This window comes from Nocardioides sp. Z43_10 (assembly GCF_059766615.1).
Genome location: NZ_JCBAJY010000004.1, coordinates 396,552 through 420,402, shown reverse-complemented (window position 1 = coordinate 420,402; position 23,851 = coordinate 396,552). Strand labels below are relative to the sequence as shown.

The following is a 23,851-nucleotide window of genomic DNA, read 5'->3' as shown; positions in this document are numbered from 1 at the left end:
CCAAAGGTGATCGACGAGGCATCAAACTAATTCGTCGACTAATATGACACACTGTTGAGTTCTCAAACATCACACGCGCACCACCCCAACCACCACCATCAGGTGACGATCAGGCGCCGGGGCAACCTGCAGAAACTTACCCGATCCGCACCACCCGGTCAAACCGGAGACACAGCGAAAGGGGCCGACCTGAGAGCCGGGAGCCCGCACCCTCTTCAGGGCCTTGCTCCCCGCCGCTCTCGGCGACAGACAGAACATTAGACCGGGCCTGACCTGGTGGGCAACTCGGGGCCACGTGACGCCGGGCACAGTCAGGTTTGAAGCGGGCCAGTGTCCCGTCTTCGCAGGTCAGAGGCCCGGGTCGGCCAGTCCTCGTGCGTCGGCCACGCTTCGGCTGCCGGACAGCCTCAGGGCCTCCGTCGTCTGCCGAGCGAGCTCCGCGTGCCAGGCGGCGACCCCGTCCTCCCCGTCGACCAGCGCGTAGAGGGCGGGGCGCCCCAGGAACACCGCCCGGGCGCCCAGGGCACACGCGGTCACCACGTCCAGGCCGGTGCGCACTCCCCCGTCGACGTACACCTGCGCGGTGTCGCCGAGGGCGTCCACGACCGCGGGCAGCGCAGCCGCGGTCGAGACCGTCCGGTCCAGCTGGCGCCCTCCGTGGTTGGAGACCCAGACCGCGGCCGCGCCCGCCTGGACGCAGCGCACCGCGTCGTCGGGGCGGAGCACTCCCTTGACCACGACGGGCAGGCCGGTGAGGGCGGCCACCCAGCCGATGTCGTGGGGGCCGAGGTCGGGCGCCTTCTCCGAGCCTGGCTGCTCGTCGTAGCCGGCGTCGAAGTTCACCCGCAGCAGGCCGGCGTCGACGCTCTCCCACACGCTGGTCTCACCACGCTGGTACTTGGTGCCGACGACGGGGGTGTCCACGGTGAGCACCACGGCCTGCGCGCCCGCCGCCACGGCGCGCGCCAGCAGCGGCTTGGCCAGCGTCCGGTCCGCGGGCAGGTAGGCCTGCAGCCACCAGTGCACCCCGGTCTCGCCGATCGCCGCGAAGGAGGTGCCGGCGTTGCTGGAGACGACCATCGGCGAGCCGGCGGCCGCGCAGGCGCGCGCCATCGCCAGCTCGCCGTCGGGGTGCACCGCCCGCTGGAACGTCGTCGGCGCCACGCCCCACGGCACGGCCAGGTCGTGGCCGAGCAGGCTCACGGTGAGGTCGACGCTGGTCACGTCGCGCAGCACCCGCGGGTGCAGGCGCACCTGGCGCCAGGCGGGTGTGGCCTCCTGGGTGGTGACGCCCTCGCGCGCCCCCTGTGCGACGTACTCGAAGACCTCGGGCGCGAGCACGGACTGCGCTCGGGCCTCCAGGGACTCGGGCCACCCGCTCACGCCGCCTCCTCAGCCGATCTCGACGCCGGCCAGGTTGCGCTTGCCGCGACGCAGGACCAGCCAGGTGCCCCCCAGCAGGTCGGCACGGGCGGGCACGTGCTCGGGGTCGCTGACCCGGACGTTGTTCACGTAGGCGCCTCCCTCGGAGACGGTACGGCGAGCGTCGCCCTTGCTCTTGGACAGGCCGGTAGCCACGAGCAGCTCCACCACGTTGGGCAGCGCCTCGGCGCCGTCCAGGCGAACGGCGCCGGCCTCGCGCAGTGCGGCGCCGAGCGTGGCGGGGCTCAGGGTGGCGAGGTCGCCGCTGCCGAAGAGCGCCGCGGAGGCGGCCTTGATCCGCTCGGTCTCCTCGGCGCCGTGCACCAGGGTGGTGACGTGCTCGGCCAGGGCCTTCTGCCCCGCGCGCAGGAACGGCTTCTCCGCGGTCTGCCGGTCGAGCTCCTCGATCTCCTCGCGGGAGAAGAAGGTGAAGATGCGCAGCAGCTCGCCGACCTTCTCGTCCTCGACGTTGAGCCAGAACTGGTAGAAGGCGTAGGGAGACATCATCTCGGGGTCGAGCCACAGGGCTCCACCCTCGGTCTTGCCGTACTTCGTGCCGTCGGTCTTGGTGATCAGCGGGGTGGCGAAGGCGTGGGCCTTGCCGCCCTCGGAGCGACGGATCAGCTCGACGCCGCCGGTGAGGTTGCCCCACTGGTCGGAGCCGCCGAACTGCAGCGTCACACCGTGGTCGCGGTAGAGCTGCAGGAAGTCCATCGACTGCAGCAGGATGTAGCTGAACTCGGTGTAGCTGATCCCGGCCTCGAGACGGCTCTTCACCACGTCGCGCGCCAGCATCCGGTTGACCGGGAAGTGCTTGCCGATGTCGCGCAGGAAGTCGATCGTCGACAGCGGCGCGGTCCAGTCGAGGTTGTTGACCATGGTCGCGGCGTTCTCGCCCTCGAAGGCCAGGAACGGCTCGATCTGGGAGCGCACCCGGGCCACCCAGTCGGCCACCGTCTCCGGCGAGTTGAGCGTCCGCTCCCCGGAGTCGCGCGGGTCGCCGATCATCCCGGTGGCGCCGCCGACCAGGGCGTACGGCGTGTGCCCGGCGTCCTGGAGCCGCTTGGCGGTGAGGATCTGCACCAGGTTGCCCATGTGCAGGCTCGGGGCAGTGGGGTCGAAGCCCACGTAGTACCGCACGCTGCCCTCGGCCAGCGCCGCGCGGAGCGCGTCGCGGTCGGTCGAGTGGGCGATCAGGCCACGCCACTCGAGCTCGTCGAGGACATTCTGGGCGGTCACGGGCTTTCCTTCCGGTCGGACAAGCGGTCGGGACCCAGTCTGCCCCACTGCCCACGGGCCCCCGGGATCGGCCGCGACGCACGCGGCGAGACGGTTGACATACCCCACCTCGGGTCTGGTTAGGTTTGCCTAACCTAACCAATCTCGGAGGACTACGTGAGCTCGGCACTCCCCCCATCCCCTGTCACGACCCGCAGGCACCATGCGTCCCAGGGCCGCGACGACAGACGTCCCGTCCCGGCGCTCGTGGACGCCACCTCGGCCGAGGCCCTCGCCGAGCAGCTCGACCTGGCCCGGGCCCTGGTCACCGACACCTTCGCCTCGGTCACCCGACCGTTCTCGGGCACCACCCCCGACGCGGGCCGTCGCGACGTCGCCGCGATCGATCTCGACACCCCGCTGCGCGACACCGCCGCGGCCCTGGCGGAGGTGCGCGAGGTCTACCTCGACCACGCGGTCTACTTCCACCACCCGCACTACCAGGCACACCTGAACTGCCCCGTCGCGATCCCGGCGGTGGTGGCCGACGTGATCGCCAGCGCGGTCAACTCCTCGATGGACACCTGGGACCAGAGCGGTCCCGCCACCCACATCGAGCGGCGCCTGGTCGACTGGACCGCCCAGCGGATCGGCCTGGGCCCCCGCGCGGACGGCGTCTTCACCAGCGGCGGCACCCAGTCGAACATGCAGGCGCTGCTGCTGGCCCGCGGCGAGGCGCTCGCCGCCGGAGCCGCGCTGTCCGCGCTGCGCATCGTGACGACCGGGCACGCCCACTTCAGCAGCCGCAAGTCGGCGATGGTGCTGGGGCTGGGCGAGGACGCCGTCGTGCCGGTCGCCACCGACGCGGTCGGCCGGATGGACGCCGCGGACCTGGACGCCGTGCTGGTCGCGCTGCGCGCCGAGGGGCTGCACCCGATGGCGGTGGTCGCCACCGCCGGCACCACCGACCTGGGCTGCATCGACCCGCTGCCCTCGATCGCCCGCGCCTGCCGGCGCCACGACGTCTGGCTGCACGTCGACGCCGCCTACGGCGGAGGGCTGCTGGCCTCGCGCCGGCGCCGGCACCTGCTGACCGGCATCGAGCGGGCCGACTCGGTGACCGTCGACTTCCACAAGACGTTCTTCCAGCCGGTCGCGTCCAGCGCGCTGATCGTGGCCGACGTGGCGACGCTGCGCCACGTGACCCACCACGCGGCGTACCTCAACCCGCAGCGCGACGTGCTCGAGGAGATCCCCAACCAGGTCGACAAGAGCCTGCAGACCACCCGGCGCTTCGACGCCCTGAAGCTCTGGATGACGCTGCGGGTGCTCGGACCGGACCGGCTGGGCGAGCTCTTCGACACCGTGATCGACCTGGCCGCGGACGTGCGCGAAGGGCTCTGCGGGGACCCCGACTTCGCGGTGCTCACCGACACCGACCTGAGCACGGTGCTGTTCCGCTTCGAGGAGTCCGGGGTCGACACCCACGTCCTCGACGAGGTCAACAAGACCGCCCGCGACCTGCTCTTCCGCAGCGGCCTGGGGGCGGTGGCGCGCACCGAGCTCGAGGGCCGGACCTGGCTCAAGCTGACCCTGCTCAACCCGGCCACCACCCTCGGCGACGTCGACCACGTCCTCGATCTGGTGCGCGGGCACGCCCGGGCCTGCCTGGCCGCCCGCGAGGAAGGTGTCGCCTGATGCACGTCCACGACTTCGTCGCCGTCGGCCTCGGGCCGTTCAACCTCGGCCTCGCCTGCCTGGCCGAGCCGCTGCCGGACCTCGACGGCGTCTTCCTCGAGGCCCGCGGCGAGTTCCGCTGGCACCCCGGGATGATGCTCGACGACGCCACCCTGCAGGTGCCGTTCCTGGCCGACCTGGTCACGATGGCCGACCCCACCTCCCCGTTCTCCTTCCTCAACTACCTCAAGGAGAAGGGCCGGCTCTACCCGTTCTACGTGCGGGAGTCCTTCTTCCCGATGCGCCGCGAGTACGACGACTACTGCCGCTGGGCGGTCTCCCGGCTGCGCTCGATCACGTTCCACCGCCAGGTGGTCGCGGTCACCTTCGACGAGGGGGCCGGCTGCTACACCGTGCGCAGCACCGACCCCCGCGACGGCAGCGAGCACGTGCACCACGGGCGGCGGATCGTGCTGGGCGTGGGCACCACGCCGTACGTCCCGGACGCGCTGCGCGACCTCCCCGGCCCGGTCACCCACAGTGCCGGGTACCTCGACGCCCGCGAGGACCTGCTGGCCCGCGACGACGTCACGGTCGTGGGCAGCGGGCAGAGCGCCGCGGAGATCGTCAGCGACCTGCTCGCCCACGCCCCGCGCACCCAGCAGCTGCGCTGGGTCACCCGCAGCCCGCGCTTCTTCCCGCTGGAGTACACCAAGCTCACCTTGGAGCTGACGTCGCCGGAGTACAGCCGGCACTTCCAGTCGCTGCCGCCCGAGCGGCGCGCCGGGCTGCTGCGCTCCCAGGCGGGGCTCTACAAGGGCATCAGCGGCGAGCTCGTCGACCAGCTGCACGAGCAGCTGTACCGGCGCAGCCTCACCGACGCGGTCGCCCCGCAGCTGCTGACCGCCGCCGAGGTGACCGCCGTGGAGCACGACGGGGTCCGGCACCGGCTGCACGTGCACCACACCGAGCTGGAGGAGGACTACCGGCTCGACACCGAGGCGCTGGTGCTCGCGACCGGCTACTCCGGCCGGCTGCCGGACTTCCTGGCCCCGGTGCGCGACCGGCTCCACCTCGACGAGCGCGGCCGCCCGCTGGCGAGCCCCGACTTCGCCATCGACACCACCGGCGCCGGCATTTTCGTGCAGAACGCCGAGCTGCACACCCACGGGCTCGTCGCCCCCGACCTGGGCATGGGCGCCTGGCGCAACTCGGTGATCCTGGCTCGGATGCTCGGACACGAGCCCTACCCGGTCGAGCGACGCGTCGCCTTCCAGGAGTTCGGTGTGCCCGCCCCGAGCAGCAAGGAGCTCGTGCGATGACCGCGACCACCGTGACCACCTTCCGCACCCGCCCGCTGCGCCTCGGCGACGACCTGGCGCTGCTGCACGGCTGGGTGACCCACGAGCGCTCGGTGTTCTGGGGGATGCAGGGCGCCAGCCGCGACGACGTCCGGCGCGAGTACGCGGCGATCGCGGCGAACCCGCACCACGACGCCCGGATCGGTCTGCTCGACGGTGAGCCCGTCTTCCTGATGGAGACCTACGACCCCGCCCACCACGAGCTGGCCCAGCACGCGCCGCTGTGCGCCGGTGACCTGGCGATGCACTTCCTGGTGGCTCCGCCGGGCCCTGCCGGACCGGTCCACGGCTTCACCCGGGCGGTGATCGAGGCCGTGCTGCAGGAGTGCTTCGCCGACCCGGCGGTACGTCGCGTGGTCGTCGAGCCGGACGCCGAGAACGAGCGCGTCCACGCCCTGAACGCGGCGATGGGCTTCCTCGTCGAGCGCGTGATCACGCTGTCGGACAAGCAGGCACTGCTCAGCTTCTGCACCCGCGAGGCATTCCACAGGAGGACCCGATGACGACCGCCGACACCCGGCACCTGACCCCGGAGCGGATGGCCGCCGCACACCGCGCCCAGGTGGCCAAGGCCCTGGCCGAGCTCGCCCACGAGGAGCTGCTGCACCCCCAGCCGGACGGCGACGGAGGCTGGCAGGTCGCCGCGGACGACGGCTCGGCCCAGTGGCGCTACCGGGCGCGACGGCTGCCGCTGGACCACTGGATCGTCGACGCCGAGTCCGTGCGCCGCGTCGCGGACGGGCGCGACACCCCGGTCGACGCCCAGCGCTTCGTGCTCGACCTGCAGGAGTCCCTGGGCCTGAGCGAGACGGTCCTGCCGACCTACCTGGAGGAGATCGCCTCCACGCTGGCCGGGCGCGCCTGGAAGCTGCGTCCCGAGGCGCCGACGTCGGCCGACCTGCTGGAGGCCGACTTCCAGCAGGTGGAGGCGGCGATGAGCGAGGGCCACCCCTGCTTCGTGGCCAACAACGGCCGGATCGGCTTCGGCGTCGACGACTACCACGCCTACACCCCCGAGACCGGCGCCCGGCTGCGGCTGGAGTGGCTGGCGGTCCGCGCTGACCTGGCCACCTACGCCGGCGTGGCCGGCCTGGAGGACCAGCGGGCGCTGCTGGCCGGCGAGCTCGCCCCCGAGGAGCTCGACGGCTTCGAGAAGCGGCTGCGCGACCTCGGCCTGGACCCGGACGACTATCTGCTCCTGCCGTGCCATCCCTGGCAGTGGCGGATGAAGATCGCGGTCACCTTCGCCCCGCAGGTCGCCGCCCACGAGATCGTGCACCTGGGGACCGGGGCCGACGCCTACCAGCCGCAGCAGTCGGTGCGCACCTTCTTCAACACCGACCGTCCCGAGCGGCACTACGTGAAGACGTCGCTCTCGGTGCTCAACATGGGCTTCATGCGCGGCCTGTCGCCGGCCTACATGGCGGTCACGCCGGCCATCAACAGCTGGGTGGACGCACTGGTGCGCGACGACGAGGAGCTGGCCCGGCACGGGTTCTCGGTGCTGCGCGAGGTCGCCGCGATCGGCTACCGGCACCCCGTCTACGAGGAGGTGGCCCGGCGCACCGGCCCCTCGCCGTACACCAAGATGCTCTCCGCGCTGTGGCGCGAGAGCCCGCTGGACCGCATCGAGGACCAGGAGCGGCTGGCCACGATGGCCTCGCTGCTGCACGTCGACGCCGCCGGCACCCCGTACGTCGCGGAGCTGGTGCGCGCCTCCGGCCTGAGCGCGGCCGACTGGGTGGGGCGCTACCTCGAGGCGTACCTGGTCCCGGTGCTGCACTGCTTCTACGCGCACGGGCTGGTCTTCATGCCGCACGGCGAGAACCTGATCCTGGTGCTGCGCGACCACGTGCCGGTGCGCGTGGTGATGAAGGACATCGGCGAGGAGGTCGGGCTCTTCGCCACCGCCGCGCACCCTCACGACGAACTCCCCGAGGACGTGCGCCGCATCGCCGCCGACCTGCCCGAGGAGCAGCAGCTGCTGGCCATCTTCTCGGACGTGATGGACTGCTTCCTGCGGTTCCTCGCCGGCCTGCTGGACGAGGCCGGGGTGCTGGGCGCCGACGACTTCTGGGCGGAGGCGGCCGCCTGCGCGCGCCGCTACCAGGCGTCGCACCCCGAGCTCGCCGAGCGCTTCGCCGGCCACGACCTGTTCGCCGCCCGGATCCCGCGGATGTGCATGAACCGGCTCCAGTTGCGCAACAACCAGCAGATGGTGGACCTCGGCGACCCGTCGAGCGCGCTGGCCCTGGCCGGGCCGTTGGAGAACCCCCTGGCACAGTGAGCCTCGTCTCGCCGCACGCACACCGGCGGGGCCGACCGGCCCCGCCGGGTGTGTGCCGCGCACGCTCGGGGGGTACACAGGGAGTCGGCATCCTCAGCGAGGGGGCTGCCGCACGCCCGATTCCCCGCGGAAGGTTCGAACACGTTGATCGCAGGCAGGTACACCCTCGAGCGCGAGGTCGGGCGCGGCGGGATGGGCGCAGTCTGGCTGGCACGGGACGAGGTGCTCGGCCGCGCGGTCGCGCTCAAGCGGATCGGGATGGCGCCGGGGACCGAGACGGCCGACCTGGAGCGCGCCGCCCGTGAGGCCCGCCTGGCGGCGATGCTCAACCACCCGCACGTGGTGGCCGTCTTCGACCTCGTCACCCACGACGACCAGCAGTGGCTGGTGATGGAGTACGTGGAGAACGTGACCCTCGCCGAGCTGGTCCGGCGCGAGGGTCCCCTCTCCCCCGAGGATGCCGCGCCGCTGCTGCTGCAGGCGGCCGACGCCCTGGCCGCCGCGCACGCCGCGGGCATCGTGCACCGCGACGTCAAGCCCTCGAACATCCTGGTCACCCAGCAGGGCCAGGTGAAGCTCACCGACTTCGGCATCGCCCGCGCGGAGGCAGACGCCTCGCTCACCCAGACCGGTCTGGTCACCGGCTCCCCCGCCTACCTCGCGCCCGAGGTGGCCAGGGGGCAGGTGGCCAACGACGCCAGCGACGTCTGGTCGCTGGGTGCCACCTGCTTCCACGCCCTCGCCGGCCACCCGCCCTACGACGTGACCGGCAACCTGATGGGCGCCCTGTACCGGATCGTGAACGAGGAGCCGCCCCGCCTCGACGACGCCGGGCCGCTCGCCCCGCTGCTCGAGGCGACGATGGCCCACGACCCGGAGCGCCGCTGGTCGATGGCCCAGGTCAAGGAGTTCCTCGCCGAGGTCTGCGCCCGACAGGACGTCCCGGTCGCGGCGGACGAGCGCACCGCCCTCCAGCCGATCGTCCGCGAGGAGCCCGCGCCCGCTCCTGCGCCTACTCCTGTGTCTGCTCCGGTGCCCGCTCCGGCGCCCGACCCGTCCCGACGACGACGCCCCTGGCTGGTCCCGCTCGCCGCGGTCGCGGTGCTGGCCATCGTCGCCGTCGTCGGGTGGCTCGCGCTGAGCAGCGACGACGGGGCCCCGGACGGTGAGCGGGCCCGGGCCGACGCACCGGCGACCACGTCGGCGTCCCCCTCCCAGAAGAGCACCCCCACCCCTACGCCCAGCGACACCGCGCCGCCGACCCCCGAGGGCCCCGAGGCCGAGGAGATGGAGAGCTTCGTCGCCGACTACCTCGCCACGGTGACCTCGGACCCGAAGACGACCTGGCGGTGGCTCACCCCGGAGTTCCAGGGCCGCAGTCGCGGTTTCGGCTCCTACAGCGGCTTCTGGAGCACGATCGCGTCGGCCCGAGTGACCCAGGCCAGCGCCGACCCCGAGGCGATGACGGTGAACTACTCCGTGGACTACACGAAGAAGAACGGCGAGCGCACCAGCGATCAGGTGACGCTGCAGCTGGTCTACCAGGACGGCGAGTACCTGATCGCCCAGGAGCTCAGCTGACCTGGCCCGCACTCGCGCCGGCTCGCATAGTCTGTGCGCGGAGGTAACCATGGAGCTCGCGGAGTTGTACCGCGACATCGTCGAGGCGTCACCGGACGGCATCTGGGTCGTGGACCTGGAGGGCCGTACTCGGTATGCCAACACGCAGGTCGCGACGCTCCTCGGCATCCCCGAGGGCGACCCGGTCACGGTCTCGGCGCTCGACGTCCTGGACTCCGAGGGCCCTGACCAGCTCGCCTCGCACGGAACCGAGCGGAGCTCCGCTCGGGCGAGCGGGGCCGACGTGGAGTGCCGCCTCAGGCGCCACGACGGCACCGTCGTGTGGGTGCTGGTCCGGGAGAACCCGCTCTACGACTCCACCGGGGAGCTGGTGGGCACCCTGCTGCGGCTCAGCGAGTACGGCGAGCGCCGCCGGCTGTTCGAGGAGCTGAGCGCCACCAGCCGGCAGCTCGCCGAGGCCCAGCGCATCGCCCGGGTCGGGAGCTGGGAGTGGGACATCGCGCGCGACGTGGTGCGCGGCTCGAACGGTGTGCGCGCGCTGCCGAGCACCACCACTGCCGACGGCCGCAACACGCTGCGCCAGTTCCTCGACCGGGTGCACCCCCAGGACCGCCCCGTCGTCGAGGCCGCGGTGGCCCGGTCGCTGGAGGAGGGTGTCGAGCTCGCCTTCGAGGCACGGCTGCGCGGCTCGTCGGGCTGGGTGTGGACCCGCAGCCGGGCCGAGGTCACCCACGACGCCTCCGGGCGCCCGGCGTACATGTCGGGCACCCACCAGGACATCACCGAGTTCAAGGAGGCCCAGGGCGCACTGGAGGACATGGTCCGGCAGAACGCGCTGATGCAGGCGGTCGCCGCCGCCGCCAACGAGGCGGCCGACCTGGAGGAGGTCCTCGGCAACGCCCAAACCCTGGTGATGCTGCACGACGACTGGGAGCGGGGCCGGGCGTTCGTTCCCACGGCCGACGGAGACGACGTCGTCCCTCTCTACCTGCACGAGGCCGACCGCCTCGCCGACGCCCAGGAGCCGGCCAAGGCCGCGATCGAACGGCGTGCGGCCCGCTGCGCCCTGCACGAGCGCGGCGTGGTGTGGGACGACGCCAAGCTCACGATCGCCTTCCCGGTGCTGCTGGGCGAACAGGTCGTCGCACTCGTCGCGATCACCTCCTCTCCCCCGCTGTACCGCCGCGCGATGGTCCAGGGGATGGTGGAGGAGGTCGCCATCCAGCTGGCCCGGGTCGCCGAGCGCGACCACGCCGCCCGCGAGCTCGCCGCGGCCCGCGACCAGGCGATGGAGGCCTCGCGGCAGAAGTCGGACTTCCTGGCCACGATGAGCCACGAGATCCGGACCCCGCTCAACGGCGTGATCGGGCTCAACGACCTCCTCACCCGCACCCGCCTCGACGAGCACCAGCAGCGGCTGGTCTCGGGGGTCCAGGTGGCGAGCCGGGCCCTGCTCGCCGTCATCAACGACATCCTCGACTTCTCCAAGATCGAGGCCGGTCGACTCGAGCTGGAGCACCTCGACTTCGACGTGCGCGCGGTCTTCGACCAGGTGGCCAGCCTGCTCGCGCAGAGCGCGCGGTCCAAGGGCCTGGAGCTGATGGTGGCCTGCCACCCCGACGTACCGGAGGTGCTGGCCGGAGACCCGACCAGGTTGGCCCAGGTGCTGACCAACCTGGGCTCCAACGCGGTCAAGTTCACCGCCGCGGGCGAGGTGCTGATCCGCGCCACCGCAGTGGCCGCCCCCGACGGCGGCCACCTGCTGCGGGTGGAGGTCAGCGACACCGGCATCGGCATCGAGGACGAGCAGCGCGAGCAGATCTTCGACCCCTTCTCCCAGGCGGACGTCTCCACCACCCGCCGCTTCGGCGGAACCGGCCTCGGCCTGGCCATCGCGCGCGAGATCGTGGAGGCGCTGGGCGGTGAGATCGGGGTCGAGAGCCGTCCCGGAGAGGGCAGCACCTTCTGGTTCACCGCGCACTTCGCGGAGCCCACCGGCTCGCAGTCGGACCCGCTCGACGACCGGGCGCGCTCCGCGCTGAGCGGCCTGCGGATGCTCGTCGTCGACGACAACTCGCACAACCGGATGATCCTGTGCGAGCAGCTGTCCTGGTGGGAGGTCGGCACGCTGAGCGTGGCGACGGCCCAGGACGCGCTGCTCGCGTTGGACGAGGCACGCGCGAGCGGCCAGCCCTTCCGCGCCGTGCTGCTGGACATGGCGATGCCCGACCAGGACGGGCTGGACCTGGCCGACGCCGTACGCCGCGACCCGGCCAACGACGCGGTCCGGCTCATCATGCTCACCTCCTCCACCCCGCCCGACCAGGCCCGGCTGCGCGCCAGCGGCATCTCCGCCTGCCTGACCAAGCCCGTGCTGGCCTCGTCGCTGCGCGGCACGCTGATGCGTGAGCTCGGCGGCGGAGTGCCCCAGGACGCCCCGGAGCAGCCGGTGGCCAGCCACGGCCCCCGCCGCCGGATCCTCGTGGTCGAGGACAACCCCGTCAACCAGCTGGTCGCGGCCGGCTTCCTGGAGGCGCTGGGCTACGTCAGCGACACCGCCTCCGACGGGCTGGAGGCCCTCGACGCGGTCGCCGCGGCGAGCTACGACGCGGTGCTCATGGACGTGCAGATGCCGCGGATGGACGGCTACACCGCCACCCGCCGGATCCGCGAGCGCGAGGCCGAGACCTGGGGCGCGCGGACGCCGGTGCTGGCGATGACCGCCGCGGCGATCGAGGGCGAGCGCGAGCGCTGCCTCGACGCGGGGATGGACGACTTCCTGACCAAGCCGGTCGACCCGGCGGCGCTGGGTGCCATGCTGGACCTCTGGATCTCCGGGGATCCGGCCGCTGCCCCCGCCACGGCGGAGGCGGACGGGGCCCCCGAGACCCCCGCCGAGCCCCGTCGAAGCGAAGAACCCGAGGAGCAACCCGTGCCGTCCGGACTCGACCTGTCCCGGTTGAACATGCTGCGCGACATCGATCCCGGCAACACCGCCTACCTCGACCGGGCGATCGCGAACTTCGTCAAGAACTCCGACGCGGCGCTGAGCACGCTGCGCACCGCGGTGGCCGCCGAGGACGCCGAGGACATGCGGCAGGCGGCGCACAAGCTGCGCGGCAGCGCCCTGAACCTCGGGATGCCGGCGGTCGGGGCGGCCGCGCTGGAGCTGGAGACGCTGGGCGACTCCGGCTCCACCGCCGGCGCCGGCGCCATGCTCGACGTCCTCGAGGCCGAGCTGGAGCGGGGCCGCGAGCAGCTGCTCGGCTACCAGCGCAGCTACCAGCAGGCGGACGCCGACGCCTGAGCCCCGACCCGGCGGTGAGCGCCCGCGCGACTCTTCGACGGGTCACACCGCTGTCTCATCGGGCTCTCAGAGTCCCCCGACAATGTCGACGCCATGAGTGACTTCGCCATGCCGCCGACGTCCCCCACGCCGACGCCCCCGACGCCCCCGACGCCGCCGACATCGCAGCCGCCGACGCCCCGCCGGCCCCGACGGGCGCGGGTGCTGCTCGGCGCCGGGGTGCTCGGCCTCAGCCTGCTCAGCGCCGGGATCGGCGCGGCCACGGCGGTCGGGATGACCGACGGCGGCGAGGACCCCGAGCCCGCCGGCACGAGCGTGGTCGCCGGCGAGGACCTTCCCGCCGACGAGGGCTCGGTGCAGCAGGTGGCCGATGCGGTGCTGCCCTCCGTCGTCCAGATCAAGGTGGTGGGCCTACGGGGCTCGGGCTCCGGCTCGGGCGTCGTGATCAGCGACGACGGCAAGATCCTCACCAACGACCATGTGGTCGCCGGTGCGGAGCGCGGACGCATCACGGTCTGCTTCAACGACGGGACCTCGGCGCCCGCGCGCATCGTCGGCACCGACCCGGTGACCGACCTCGCGGTGATCTCCGCCGAGGGGGTCTCCGACCTCACCCCGGCCACGATCGCCACCGGCGACCACGTCGACGTCGGCGAGGAGGTGGTCGCGATCGGCTCGCCGTTCGGGCTGGCCGCCACGGTGACCAGCGGCATCGTCAGCGCCCTGGACCGCCCGGTGAGCGTCGGGCAGAGCACGCAGGGCGTCGACACCATCTATCCCGCCATCCAGACCGACGCGGCGATCAACCCGGGCAACTCCGGCGGGCCGCTGGTGAACATGGCCGGCGAGGTGGTCGGCATCAACTCCTCCATCCGCACCGCGTCCTCGTCGGCGTACGGCGAGTCCGAGAGCGGCTCGATCGGGCTGGGCTTCGCCATCCCGATCAGCAAGGTGTGGCCGATCGTGGAGCAGCTCCTGGCCGGCGACCCGGCCACCCACGCGCGGATCGGGGTCTCGGTGCGCGACGTGGTCAGCGAGGACGGACTGGTCAGCGGGGCGGGCGTGCAGCGCGTCGAGGACGGCTCCGCCGCCGCCCGGGCCGGCCTGCGCGCCGGTGACGTGATCACCAAGGTCGACGACTTCGTGGTCACCGACGCCGAGAGCCTGATCGCGTTCATCCGTGGTGAGCGGCCCGGGGACGAGGTCACCGTGACGGTGGTCCGCGACGACGAGCCGCGCAGCGTCGAGATCACGCTCGACAGCGACGCAGACACGTCCGGCTCCTGAGCGGGGCGCCCCCTCAGCCGGGGGCGTCCCAGGCCGGGCGTCCGGCGAGGATGCGCAGCAGGTGCTCGAGCCGGCGGTCCTCCTGCTCGGGATGCGGGCACAGCACGGCGCTGAGCGCCTCCCCGTCGAGCTGGTGCACGATCCCCATCAGCATGCTCTCGACCTCCGGCTCGGGGATCTGCCGCGCGATCGGCAGCGAGCGGCCGAGCTCCACGATCTCCTGGTGGTAGCGCGCGACCATCGGCGCCAGCTCGGCGCGCAGCTCGGGGTCGGTGCGGGCGGCGACGAGCAGCTCGTACCAGGCCGCGTTGACCGGCGCCCGACAGGCCACCCGCAGCAGCCGCAGGCACTCGGGCACCGTTGCCGCGCTCAGCTGGGCGAGCCCCTCGCGGAACCCGTCGAGCTGGCGGGCGCGCACCTCCTCGGCGGCCGCGACGATCAGTGCCGGCCGGGTCGGGAAGTGGCGGAACAGGCCACCCTGGGAGACGCCGGTGCGCCGGCTGATCTCCGCGGTGGTGGTCCGGGCGTAGCCGACCTCGCTGAGCGCGTCCACGGTCGCCCCGACCAGCGTGGCGATCGTGGACGCGCGCCGCTGCGCTTGGGTACGGCGCGGGCTCGTCGTCGTGGCTACGGCGCAACCGCCTCGGTCGGGCGCAGCCGACGGACCGGGGTGACCGTGCCACGCGGCTCCTCGGCGCGCAGGAACCGGCCGGTGCCGAGCGTGCGGCCGTAGCCCTCGACGAACTCGCCGTCGCGGTAGACGAGCGTGCCGCCGACCACGGTGGCGGTGAGCGCCGCGTCGTTGCGGTTGACGATGCGGCTCAGGTTGCCGAACTCCTCGATCGTGGCCTCGTGGTACTCGTCCACGCGCGCGTCGAGGCCCGCGGGGTCCACCACCACGATGTCGGCCCGGTCCCCGACGCGGATGCCGCCGGCGTCGAGGAGGTAGAACTCCGCGAGCTCGCCGGTCAGCTTGTGCACCGCCTGCTCGACGGAGAGGAACGGCTTCGCGCTCTGCTGGGCCTCGTGGACGCGGCGCAGCAGGCAGATCCCGAAGTTGTAGAACGCCATGTTGCGCAGGTGCGCTCCGGCGTCGGAGAAGCCGATGCTGACGCCCGGGGTGGTGACGAGCTTGTCGGCCACCTCGCGGCGGGTGTTGGCGATGTCGGTCTTCCAGCGCAGCTTGGTGCCGTACTCCACGACGAGGTCGAGGTAGCAGTCCACCGGGTGCAGTCCGCGCTCACGGGCGACGGCGCCGATCCTGCGGCCGACCAGCGTGGTGTCGGGGCACTCGGTGATCTCGGCGTCGTCGAAGTCGCGGTGCCACACCCGGGGCGAGAACTTCTTGTCGAAGTCCTTGCGGAAGCGGCGCCGGTAGTCCTCGTCGGCGAGCAGGCCGTTGCGCTCCACCTCGTCGCGCAGGTGCAGCGCCTCGCGACCGGTGCCGAACTCCTCGAAGACGACCAGGTCGATGCCGTCGGCCCACACCCGGAAGGTGGTGGGCAGGTGCTGCCAGGTGAACCTGCCGCCGCCGATCTTGTTGGCGATCAGGGCCACCGGCGCGAAGATGCGGTGCACCCAGGGCTCGGCCTTGGTGTCGGCGGCCGAGAGCAGCGAGACCCGCAGCGGCTTGCGCAGGCGGCCCATCGAGGTGCTCGCGTAGAACGCCACGTCGTACTTCTTGTTGAGGTTGGGCACCCCCTGCAGCACCCGGCCCCGGCGGCGCAGCACCTTGCTGACCCGGCGGAACTCCTTCCAGGTGGCGTACGTCGAGGGCAGCTGGCGCGAGCGGTAGCGGTCGCCGTCGAGCTTGTCCCAGGGGTTGGTCATCGTGGAGACCCCCAGAAAGCCCGCGTCCAGGGCCTCCTCGATGCGGCGCTCGATCTCGGCCATCTCCTCGGGCGTGGCCCGCTCGTCGGGGTCGGTGGCCCGCCCCAGCCCCATCACGCTGGCCCGGGCGTCGGAGTGGCCCAGGAACGAGGCGATGTTCGGCCCCAGCGGCATCGCCTCGATCGCGTCGACCCACTCCTGCGGCGTCGACCAGGTCTTGGTCTCCTCCAGCGCCGCCAGCACGTGGGCCCGCGGCAGCGCCTCGACCCGGCTGAACAGGTCGGCGATGTCGAGCGGACTGGAGTAGACCGAGGAGATCGAGCAGTTGCCGACCAGCACCGAGGTGACGCCGTGGCGCACGGACTCGTTGAGGCCCGGAGCGACCTGCACCTCGGCGTCGTAGTGGGTGTGCGCGTCGACGAAGCCCGGCATCACCCAGCGACCGGCGGCCTCGACGACCTCGGTCTCGGGCCCGATCGGCAGCGGGTCGGGGCTCACCGCCACGACCCGGCCGTCGCGGACGCCGACGTCCGCCACCACGCCGGGGGCACCGTGCCCGTCGTAGTAGGTGCCGCCGCGGACCACCAGGTCGAATGCGCTCATGGTTGTGACCTTCCTCACTAGGTCCGGCGAACCTAACATGGCGAGCGTCCTCTCGCTATGTGGAGCAGACCGCTTTCCGTGCCGCTGCCGGCCCGGTCACGAACGGCGTCGGCGGCTGACCACGCCGTCGCGCAGCACCTGGGTGAGCTCGGAGCGCACGGTGCGGCGGCGCAGCACGGGGGTGTCGTCGGCCTCGGTGGCCCGCATCCCGGCCACCGTCTCCTCCAGCACCTCGACCGCGTCCCGGGTCGGTCGCCAGCCGAGCTCCCGAGCGGCGCGGCCGCAGTCGAGCAGCGGGACCGAGAAGGCCAGGTCCACCCAGCCCGGGTCGACCTGCTGCAGCCGCGCATGCCAGGCGGCCGAGGCCCCCGCCCGCAGCACCGGTGCGGGGAGGTGGACGGGACGGGCGCCCAGCACCCGGCCGATATCGGGCGGCCGGAGCACCCCGGCGGCCAGGTTGAAGGCGCCCGGCGCCCTCGCCTCGAGCACGCGCGCGTAGGCGTCGGCGACATCGTCGGCGTGCACCATCGGCACGGCGAGGCGGCGATCCAGCGGGAGCACGGGCAGCACGTCGAGGACCCGGGCCGGGAGCGCGGCCGGCAGGCCGTAGCGCAGCAGCGCGCTGCCGGCGCTGCGCTGCCCCACGATGCCGGGCCGGATCCGGGTCACGACGCGGTCCGGGTGCGCCCGCTCGTGGGCGTCGAGGAGACGCTCGGCGGCCGCCTTGTGTCGGCTGTACGGCGAGGTCGGGACGCCGTCGGTCGGCCACGACTCGTCGACCGGCTCGTCGTCGACCTTGGGCGAGTACGCCCCGATCGAGGACATGTGCACCAGGTGCTTGACGCCCACGTCCGCCACCACGTCGAGGACGCGGCGGGTGCCGCCGACCCCGAGCTCCCCGAGGTGGTCCAGGTCGTGCGAGGGCTGGAAGCCCCAGGCCAGGTGGACGACGGCGTCGGCCCCGCTGAACGCGTCGTGCAGGGGCGTGGCACAGGAGTCCTCGGTGAGGTCGGCACTGATCCAGTCCACGCGGTCGAACGGCGGACCGGCATCCGGCAGGCGCCGGACCACGCCGACGATGTCGTGGCCGTCGGCGGTGAGCCGGCGGAGTAGGGCCGAGCCGATGTTGCCGCTGGCGCCGGTGATCGCGATGCGCACGAGAAGCCCCCTGCGAGCCGATGGGAGGGTCGGACCCGCCCCCGGTGCCCGCGCGGCGCCACTTCACACGCCGCGCCGCCGTGCCGGCCGGGCCGTCTAGGGTCGGTGGGCATGGGGCGAATCCGTGTCGGCATCTCGGGGTGGACCTACGCCGGGTGGCGCGGCGACTTCTATCCCCCCGGCCTCGTCCAGCGCCGGGAGCTGGCCTACGCGGCCGAGCGGATGAGCTCGATCGAGATCAACGGGTCGTTCTACTCGCTGCAGCGCGCCTCGTCGTACGTGTCGTGGCGCGAGCAGACCCCCGACGACTTCGTCTTCGCGGTCAAGGGCGGTCGCTACATCACCCACATGCTGAAGCTGCGCGGGGTCGAGACGGCGCTGGCCAACTTCTTCGCCTCCGGCGTGCTCGCACTGGGTCCCAAGCTGGGCCCGGTGCTGTGGCAGCTGCCGGCCAACCTCCCCTTCGACGCGGAGCGGGTCGGGGCGTTCTTCGCCCAGCTGCCCCGCACGACGTACCAGGCGGCCGCCCTGGCGCGTGGCCACGACGCCAAGCTCCCCGAGGACCGGGCGTGGACGAGCGCTGAGAGCGACCAGCCGATCCGGCACGCGCTGGAGTTCCGCAGCGAGTCGTTCTGCACCGAGGAGGCGTTCGCGCTGATGCACGAGCACGACATCGCCTGCGTGGTCGCCGACACCGCCGGCCGGTTCCCGATGCCGGACGTGCCCAGCAGCGACTTCACCTACGTGCGCCTGCACGGGGACACCGAGCTGTACACCAGCGGCTACAGCGCCGAGGCGCTGGACCGGTGGGCGCACCGGGGTCGCGAGTGGGCTGACGCGGGCCGCGACGTCTACGTCTACTTCGACAACGACGCGAAGGGGTTCGCCCCCCACGACGCTCTCGCGCTGGCGCGGCACCTGGGCTGAGCCGGGCTATGCGGACGGTGGCACAATGGAGACAGAGGCCCCGGACGGCCCGTTTTTCGTCCCCCCGTGGACGGGTTGGCCGGGGTCTCCTTCTGTCGTGGCACCCCTCGCAGCGGATCTGAGGGCCGGCTTACTCCTCCTCCACCCCCTTCGGGGTGAGCTCGGCGAGGCGCTCGGTGTCCGTCTGCGTCCAGCCCGCGGGCGGCAGGATCGCGGCCCACGCCCAGACCGGCTCGCGCCCGAACCGGTGCCCCTGGCCGATCGGGACCTGGTTGGCCATCAGCTGGTCCGCGGCGAGCTGCAGCATGGTCACCACGGGGATCCAGCGGATGTCGGGCGAGACCCCCTCGCCGCGCGGCTCCTCCAGCCAGTCGGGTCGCCGCACGGCCAGCGACCAGCTCCACCAGGTGATGGGGTCGTTCGCGTGCTGCAGGTAGCCCACCCGGGTGCCCTCCCACGCCGGGTCGGGGATGTCCCAGCCCTCCGGGTCGCCCGAGAACCTCACGATGCTGCCGCCGTCGTAGACCGGCTCGACCTCGGTGGTGGCCGGGTCGCGCTCGTCGGTGAACCGGCTCCACAGCCGGTTGTTGCTGGTGGGCCCGACGAACAGGGCGCCGTCGATGCGGTTCGCCATGTCCTGCTCGCCGCTGAAGGCGGCCTCCCCGCCGAGGCTGCCCAGGCTCTCGCCGCTGACCACCAGGCGTGGCCGGTCCCCCTCCGGCCGCTCGAGCAGGCGGGCGTAGACGGCGTCGAACAGCAGCCGCCCGGCGTCCTCGGCCCGCCCGCCGTCGAGCAGGAACGACAACGGGCTGGGCAGGTAGGAGTACTGCATGCTCACCGTGGCGGTGTCGCCGTTCCACATGTACTCCAGGGCCTGGGCCTGGTGCTCATTGACCCAGCCCCGGCCGGTCCCGGTGACCACGTTGACCACGGCCCGGTCGAGGCCGCCGAGGCGCACCAGCTCGTCGGCGGCGGCCCGGGCCTCCTCGCGCAGGTCGATCTCGCCGTCGGTGCCGATGCCGACGTAGGCCCGCACCGGCTCCGTCGCGCGCCGCCCGCTGAAGAGCCCGATCTCCTCGGCCGTGGGGCGGTTGTCGATGAAGATCCGGCCCTGCCGCCCCAGCCGGTCCCAGCTCACCTGCGAGCGCGGCCCCGCCGACACGTACGGCGTGTCCGGGGGCCGCCGGTCGGTGCGGAACTCGTCGTTCACCGCCACCGAGGCGGCGTCCAGCGAGGCCAGCACCCGCCCGGTGGCGACGTCGACCAGCACGGTGTAGCCCAGCACCACGGCGGCCAGGACGCCGAGCACCCCGGCGACCGGTGCGGGCAGCACCCGGCCGGCGAGGTGCGCGACCCACCGGCCCAGGGCCCGCACCAGCCGCGAGAGCGCGACCAGGACGACGAAGAGCGTGACGGCGACGACGACCGTCGCCACCACCTCGACGAGATCGATCGGCTCCATCCCGATCAGGTCGCGAAGCTCGTTCTCCCACTGGTGGAACCACCACAGCATCAGCACGCTGCCGAGCACCGCGACGACGCCGTAGCCGATCCAGGCCGCGCGGCGTACCCGGTCCGGCAGGTCCAGGCCACAGCACCGCGCCATCCACCCCAGCAGCCCGCCCACCCCGTAGCCCAGCCACGCCGAGAGGGCGACGACCACTCCCTGGTAGAGGGCGCCGCGCGGCAGCAGGGAGGGGGTCAGCGCCAGCCACGCCCCGGCGGTGGCCCCCAGGGCCGCGGACAGCGGACAGCCGAGCCGGCGGATCATCAAGGTGATGTCACCTCCGAGAGGTGGTCGCTCACGCGAGCGTGTCGGCGCTCAGCACCCTAGACCCGCGCAGGGGGGCCTCGGCAACCTTCCTGGCGGCCCTCACCCGACGTCCGGTGGACCTGTGGGGCGGGTGGGGCTCGAACCCACGACCCAAGGATTATGAGTCCTCTGCTCTAACCGACTGAGCTACCGCCCCGCACGGAGCTGGGGCTGCCAGCTCCGCGCCCGGAGCCTACCGGTCGGCCGACTCGTTCCTGCGCGGGACTCAGGTTCCCTCGCCAGCAGCCGATGCAGCAGACGGACAGAAGGAACTGCCCGTCTGGTCCGCGCCCTGCTGGGGCCGGATCCTGACCTCAGGAGATCCCCACGTGTCGATCCCCTTTCCGGGCGCTCGCCGGTACACGGCGGCGCTCGCAGCACTCCTCGCAGTCCTCCTCGCCGCGCTGAGCATGGCCGGCCTCGCCGAGCGGCCGGCGCGCGCCGCGGAGCCGTCCGAGGCCCGCCCGTCGCTGCGGGCCGAGGACCTGCTCGACCACGGACTCCGGGTCGACCGCCGCCGGCTGTCGGTGTACGCCGCGGCCCCGGCGCGGGTGCGCCCCGGGGCGGCGTTCGTCGTGGGAGGCAACGTCAAGCTGGCGGGGGGCCGGCACCCGCGGCCCGCGACGGTCCGGCTCCTGCAGCTCAGCGGTAACCGCTGGGTCGTCAAGCAGAAGCGGCGGACCGATGCCCAGGGGCACTATCGGTTCAGCGTCGCGGGCTACCCGCTCACCCAGACCGTGACGCTGCGGGTGCGCGCTCTCACCAGGGGCGTCAGCCGCGACAGCGCGCCCGTCCGGATCCAGATCGTGGCGGCGGCGAGCCCGACCACGGGCCTGAGCGGGTTGGGCGACCCGAGGGACTTCACCCGGGTCATCGGGCCGGGCTGGCGATGGGATCCGTGCCAGCCGATCACCTGGCGCTACAACGCCCATCGGGGATGCCCGCGGGCGCTCTCCCACCTCGACGAGGCGCTCGAGCGGATCAGCCTGCACACGGGCCTGGACTTCGAGTACCTGGGCACGACCCCCCATGTCCCGTTCGCCGACGCGGACCGACCCCAGGACGCCGACGTGGTCGTCTCCTGGGCGACCGCCGCGCAGAGCCGCCACCTCGAGGGCGGGGTGGTCGGCTGGGCCTCCGCGAGCGGCAAGCGCACCGGCCCGGGTGCCGGGGAGTTCCTGACCGGGGCGGTCCTGCTGGACTCGGGCCAGAGCAACGACCTCGCCCAGGGCTTCGCCAGCCAGGGCTCGCCCACCTGGGGCCAGGTGATGGTGCACGAGCTCCTGCACGTGATGGGGCTGGGCCACGCGCGGTCGGGCGTGCAGCTGATGGCGCCGTACCTCACCGCACAGAACCATCGCTTCGGTGCCGGGGACCTGGCCGGGATGAAGGCCATCGGCGCCGAGCAGGGCTGCATCGCCGACAGCCGGCGCTGACCTCCGCCGGCCGGGGTGGCGCTTTCCCGGCGCCGAGGTCAGGCTGAGCCTGTCGTGTGCGCGGCACACCCCAGGCAGGAGCCGACATGGAGCCCAGCTCATCCACCGTCTTCGTGCCCACCCGGCTCGGCCGGCTGCAGGTCCGCACGATCGGCACCGGGAGGCCGACCGTGCTGTGGCCCTCGATGTTCGCCGACAGCCACACCTGGGACCGGCTCGTCGGGCTGCTGGGCCCGGAGCGTCGCTACCTGCTCGTCGACCCGCCGGGACTGGGGCTGAGCGAGGCGCTGACCCGTCCCAGTGACATCCCGGGCGCCGCCGACGCCGCCCTGGACCTGCTCGGGGGCCTGGACATCGACGAGCCGGTGGACTGGGTGGGCAACGCCTTCGGCGGACACGTCGGGTTCGAGCTCGCGGTGCGCCCCGGCGTGCTGCGCAGCCTGGTCGCGGTGAGCTCGCCCCCGGAGGCACTGCCCGCCTCGCTGCGCCGGCAGGTCCACCTGCTGCTGCCGCTGCTCAGGGCGGCGGGACCGGTCGCCCCGGTGCGCAGCAGCATCCTCTCGGCCCTGCTCACCGAGGCCTCCGCGGCCCAGGAGCCGATCCGTCAGGTCGTCCTCGACTCGCTCGCGCGGCCGACGCGCCGCAGCCTGGCGCTCGCCGTACGCTCCTTCATCCTCAACCGCCGCGACGTCACCGCGCAGCTGCCGGCCTTCGTGGCGCCAAGCCTGTTCGTGGCCTCCGACGATCGCGGCGACTGGGGCCCGCAGGAGGCCCAGCACGCGGCCACTCTCGCGCCGGGCGCCGAGGCGGTGACCGTCCACGCCGCCCGCACGCTGATCCCGCTGGAGCAGCCGGAGGCCCTCGCGGCGCAGGTACGGCGGTTCTGGGCGCGTCTGGGCTGACCCGGCCGGGGCGCGGGGCGCCTCAGAGCGTGAAGACCAGGCGGGCCCGCGCACGCCCGGAGAGCACCTCGTCGATGGCGCCGTTGACGTCCTCGAGCTCGCGCGGCTCCGCGATCACCCGGGTGCGCCCGTGGGCGTGCAGCTCGAACACCTCCGCCAGGTCCTGCCGGGTCCCGACGATGGAGCCGATGACGCTGATCCCGCCGAGGACGGTGGGGAAGATCGGGAGGGCCATCGGGCCCTCGTCCTCCGCGGGCAGCCCCACGCACACCAGCCGGCCCCCGCGTCGCAGCGAGGCGAAGGCCTGCTCGAACACCGAGGGCGCGGTGGCCAGCACGACCGCGACGTCGGCGCCCCCCAGCGCCTCGATGGCCGCGACCGGATCGACGGCGCGCGCGTTCACCACGTGGTCGGCGCCCAGCTCGGTGGCGAGCTGGAGCTTCTGGTCGTCCACGTCGACGGCGATCACGATGCCGCCGACCAGCCGGGCGTACTGGATGGCGAGGTGGCCCAGACCGCCGATCCCGAACACCGCGACCCGCTCGGTGGGCTCGATGCGCGCCACCTTGATCGCCTTGTAGGTGGTGACGCCCGCGCAGGTCAGCGGCGCCGCGTCGATCGGGCTCACCCCGTCCGGCACGCGCACCACGTAGGCCGCCTCCGCCACGGCGTACTGCGCGAAGCCCCCGTCCACGGAGTAGCCGGTGTTGCGCTGCTCCAGGCAGAGCGTCTCGCGGCCCGAGACGCAGTAGTCGCAGTGCCCGCACGCGTAGCCCAGCCACGGGATCGCGACCCGATCGCCGACGGCCACCGCGTCCGCCCCCACGCCCAGCGCCTCGACGATCCCGACGCCCTCGTGGCCGGGCACGAAGGGCGGGCTCGGCTTGACCGGCCACTCCCCCTTCGCGGCGTGGATGTCGGTGTGGCACAGCCCGCAGGCCTCGATGCGCACCAGGGCCTGGCCCGGGCCGGGCTCCGGCACGGGCCGGTCGGCGAGGGTGAGCGGCTCGGTGAAACTGGTGACGACGGCAGCCTTCATCTC

Annotated in this window: 17 protein-coding genes and 1 tRNA gene; 10 read left to right on the top strand and 8 right to left on the bottom strand. The window is 73.0% G+C overall.

All coding sequences use genetic code 11. The features are described from left to right. Window positions 1–348: 348 nt before the first annotated feature. The gene (locus AC6EI4_RS10280; protein WP_498451383.1) at window positions 349–1,383 is read right to left on the bottom strand and encodes an alpha-hydroxy acid oxidase; all 1,035 of its coding nucleotides are present in this window, start codon (window positions 1,381–1,383) and stop codon (window positions 349–351) included. Between the two features lie 9 nt (window positions 1,384–1,392). Next, window positions 1,393–2,661: a tyrosine--tRNA ligase gene (gene tyrS / locus AC6EI4_RS10275; protein WP_498451382.1), complete on the bottom strand. Its 1,269-nt coding sequence runs from the start codon at window positions 2,659–2,661 to the stop codon at window positions 1,393–1,395. 246 nt (window positions 2,662–2,907) lie between these two features. Between tyrS and AC6EI4_RS10270 the strand changes: the two genes are divergently transcribed. The 7 genes from AC6EI4_RS10270 to AC6EI4_RS10240 all read left to right on the top strand — a co-directional run bounded on the left by AC6EI4_RS10270 (window position 2,908) and on the right by AC6EI4_RS10240 (window position 14,140). Further along, entirely contained in the window at window positions 2,908–4,338 is a 1,431-nt protein-coding gene (locus tag AC6EI4_RS10270; RefSeq protein ID WP_498451381.1) for a pyridoxal phosphate-dependent decarboxylase family protein, read from the top strand. Then, window positions 4,338–5,639 carry a lysine N(6)-hydroxylase/L-ornithine N(5)-oxygenase family protein gene (locus tag AC6EI4_RS10265; RefSeq protein ID WP_498451380.1) on the top strand — a complete coding sequence of 434 codons (1,302 nt, stop codon included), beginning with the start codon at window positions 4,338–4,340 and terminating at the stop codon, window positions 5,637–5,639. The genes AC6EI4_RS10270 and AC6EI4_RS10265 overlap by 1 nt, the downstream gene beginning before the upstream one ends. Beyond that, complete coding sequence (locus AC6EI4_RS10260; protein WP_498451379.1) at window positions 5,636–6,181, top strand: GNAT family N-acetyltransferase; 546 nt, start codon at window positions 5,636–5,638, stop codon at window positions 6,179–6,181. Before AC6EI4_RS10265 ends, AC6EI4_RS10260 begins: the two co-directional genes overlap by 4 nt. Further along, on the top strand, window positions 6,178–7,965 hold the full coding sequence (locus AC6EI4_RS10255) for an IucA/IucC family protein (RefSeq protein WP_498451378.1): 1,788 nt from the start codon (window positions 6,178–6,180) through the stop codon (window positions 7,963–7,965). Before AC6EI4_RS10260 ends, AC6EI4_RS10255 begins: the two co-directional genes overlap by 4 nt. A 144-nt stretch (window positions 7,966–8,109) precedes the next feature. After that, a complete protein-coding gene (locus AC6EI4_RS10250; protein ID WP_498451377.1) occupies window positions 8,110–9,546 on the top strand; it encodes a serine/threonine-protein kinase in 1,437 nt (478 codons plus the stop codon). A gap of 49 nt (window positions 9,547–9,595) precedes the next feature. Beyond that, window positions 9,596–12,853 (top strand): response regulator, encoded by a 3,258-nt coding sequence (locus tag AC6EI4_RS10245; RefSeq protein ID WP_498451376.1) that lies wholly within the window; start codon window positions 9,596–9,598, stop codon window positions 12,851–12,853. 93 nt (window positions 12,854–12,946) lie between these two features. Further along, window positions 12,947–14,140, top strand: a complete 1,194-nt coding sequence (locus AC6EI4_RS10240) for a S1C family serine protease (protein WP_498451375.1) — start codon at window positions 12,947–12,949, stop codon at window positions 14,138–14,140. A 13-nt stretch (window positions 14,141–14,153) separates the two neighbouring features. On the opposite strand, the gene AC6EI4_RS10235 is transcribed toward AC6EI4_RS10240, so the two are convergent. The 3 genes from AC6EI4_RS10235 to AC6EI4_RS10225 all read right to left on the bottom strand — a co-directional run bounded on the left by AC6EI4_RS10235 (window position 14,154) and on the right by AC6EI4_RS10225 (window position 17,731). After that, window positions 14,154–14,693: a TetR/AcrR family transcriptional regulator gene (locus tag AC6EI4_RS10235; protein ID WP_498422682.1), complete on the bottom strand. Its 540-nt coding sequence runs from the start codon at window positions 14,691–14,693 to the stop codon at window positions 14,154–14,156. 74 nt (window positions 14,694–14,767) lie between these two features. Continuing rightward, entirely contained in the window at window positions 14,768–16,573 is a 1,806-nt protein-coding gene (locus tag AC6EI4_RS10230; RefSeq protein ID WP_498422680.1) for an N-acyl-D-amino-acid deacylase family protein, read from the bottom strand. A gap of 96 nt (window positions 16,574–16,669) precedes the next feature. After that, entirely contained in the window at window positions 16,670–17,731 is a 1,062-nt protein-coding gene (locus AC6EI4_RS10225; protein ID WP_498451374.1) for an NAD-dependent epimerase/dehydratase family protein, read from the bottom strand. A 111-nt stretch (window positions 17,732–17,842) separates the two neighbouring features. Between AC6EI4_RS10225 and AC6EI4_RS10220 the strand changes: the two genes are divergently transcribed. Continuing rightward, the gene (locus tag AC6EI4_RS10220) at window positions 17,843–18,658 is read left to right on the top strand and encodes a DUF72 domain-containing protein (protein ID WP_498451373.1); all 816 of its coding nucleotides are present in this window, start codon (window positions 17,843–17,845) and stop codon (window positions 18,656–18,658) included. Window positions 18,659–18,788: 130 nt separating this feature from the next. On the opposite strand, the gene AC6EI4_RS10215 is transcribed toward AC6EI4_RS10220, so the two are convergent. After that, the gene (locus tag AC6EI4_RS10215) at window positions 18,789–20,429 is read right to left on the bottom strand and encodes an alpha/beta hydrolase (protein ID WP_498451372.1); all 1,641 of its coding nucleotides are present in this window, start codon (window positions 20,427–20,429) and stop codon (window positions 18,789–18,791) included. 125 nt (window positions 20,430–20,554) lie between these two features. Beyond that, window positions 20,555–20,628: transfer RNA gene (locus AC6EI4_RS10210), tRNA-Ile, on the bottom strand. A gap of 172 nt (window positions 20,629–20,800) precedes the next feature. On the opposite strand from AC6EI4_RS10210, the gene AC6EI4_RS10205 reads away from it, so the two are divergent. Continuing rightward, complete coding sequence (locus tag AC6EI4_RS10205) at window positions 20,801–21,907, top strand: matrixin family metalloprotease (RefSeq protein WP_498451371.1); 1,107 nt, start codon at window positions 20,801–20,803, stop codon at window positions 21,905–21,907. Between the two features lie 86 nt (window positions 21,908–21,993). Beyond that, on the top strand, window positions 21,994–22,809 hold the full coding sequence (locus AC6EI4_RS10200; RefSeq protein ID WP_498451370.1) for an alpha/beta fold hydrolase: 816 nt from the start codon (window positions 21,994–21,996) through the stop codon (window positions 22,807–22,809). 22 nt (window positions 22,810–22,831) lie between these two features. Here AC6EI4_RS10200 and adhP read toward each other — a convergent pair whose 3' ends face one another. After that, the gene (gene adhP, locus AC6EI4_RS10195; protein ID WP_498451369.1) at window positions 22,832–23,848 is read right to left on the bottom strand and encodes an alcohol dehydrogenase AdhP; all 1,017 of its coding nucleotides are present in this window, start codon (window positions 23,846–23,848) and stop codon (window positions 22,832–22,834) included. Window positions 23,849–23,851: the final 3 nt, after the last annotated feature.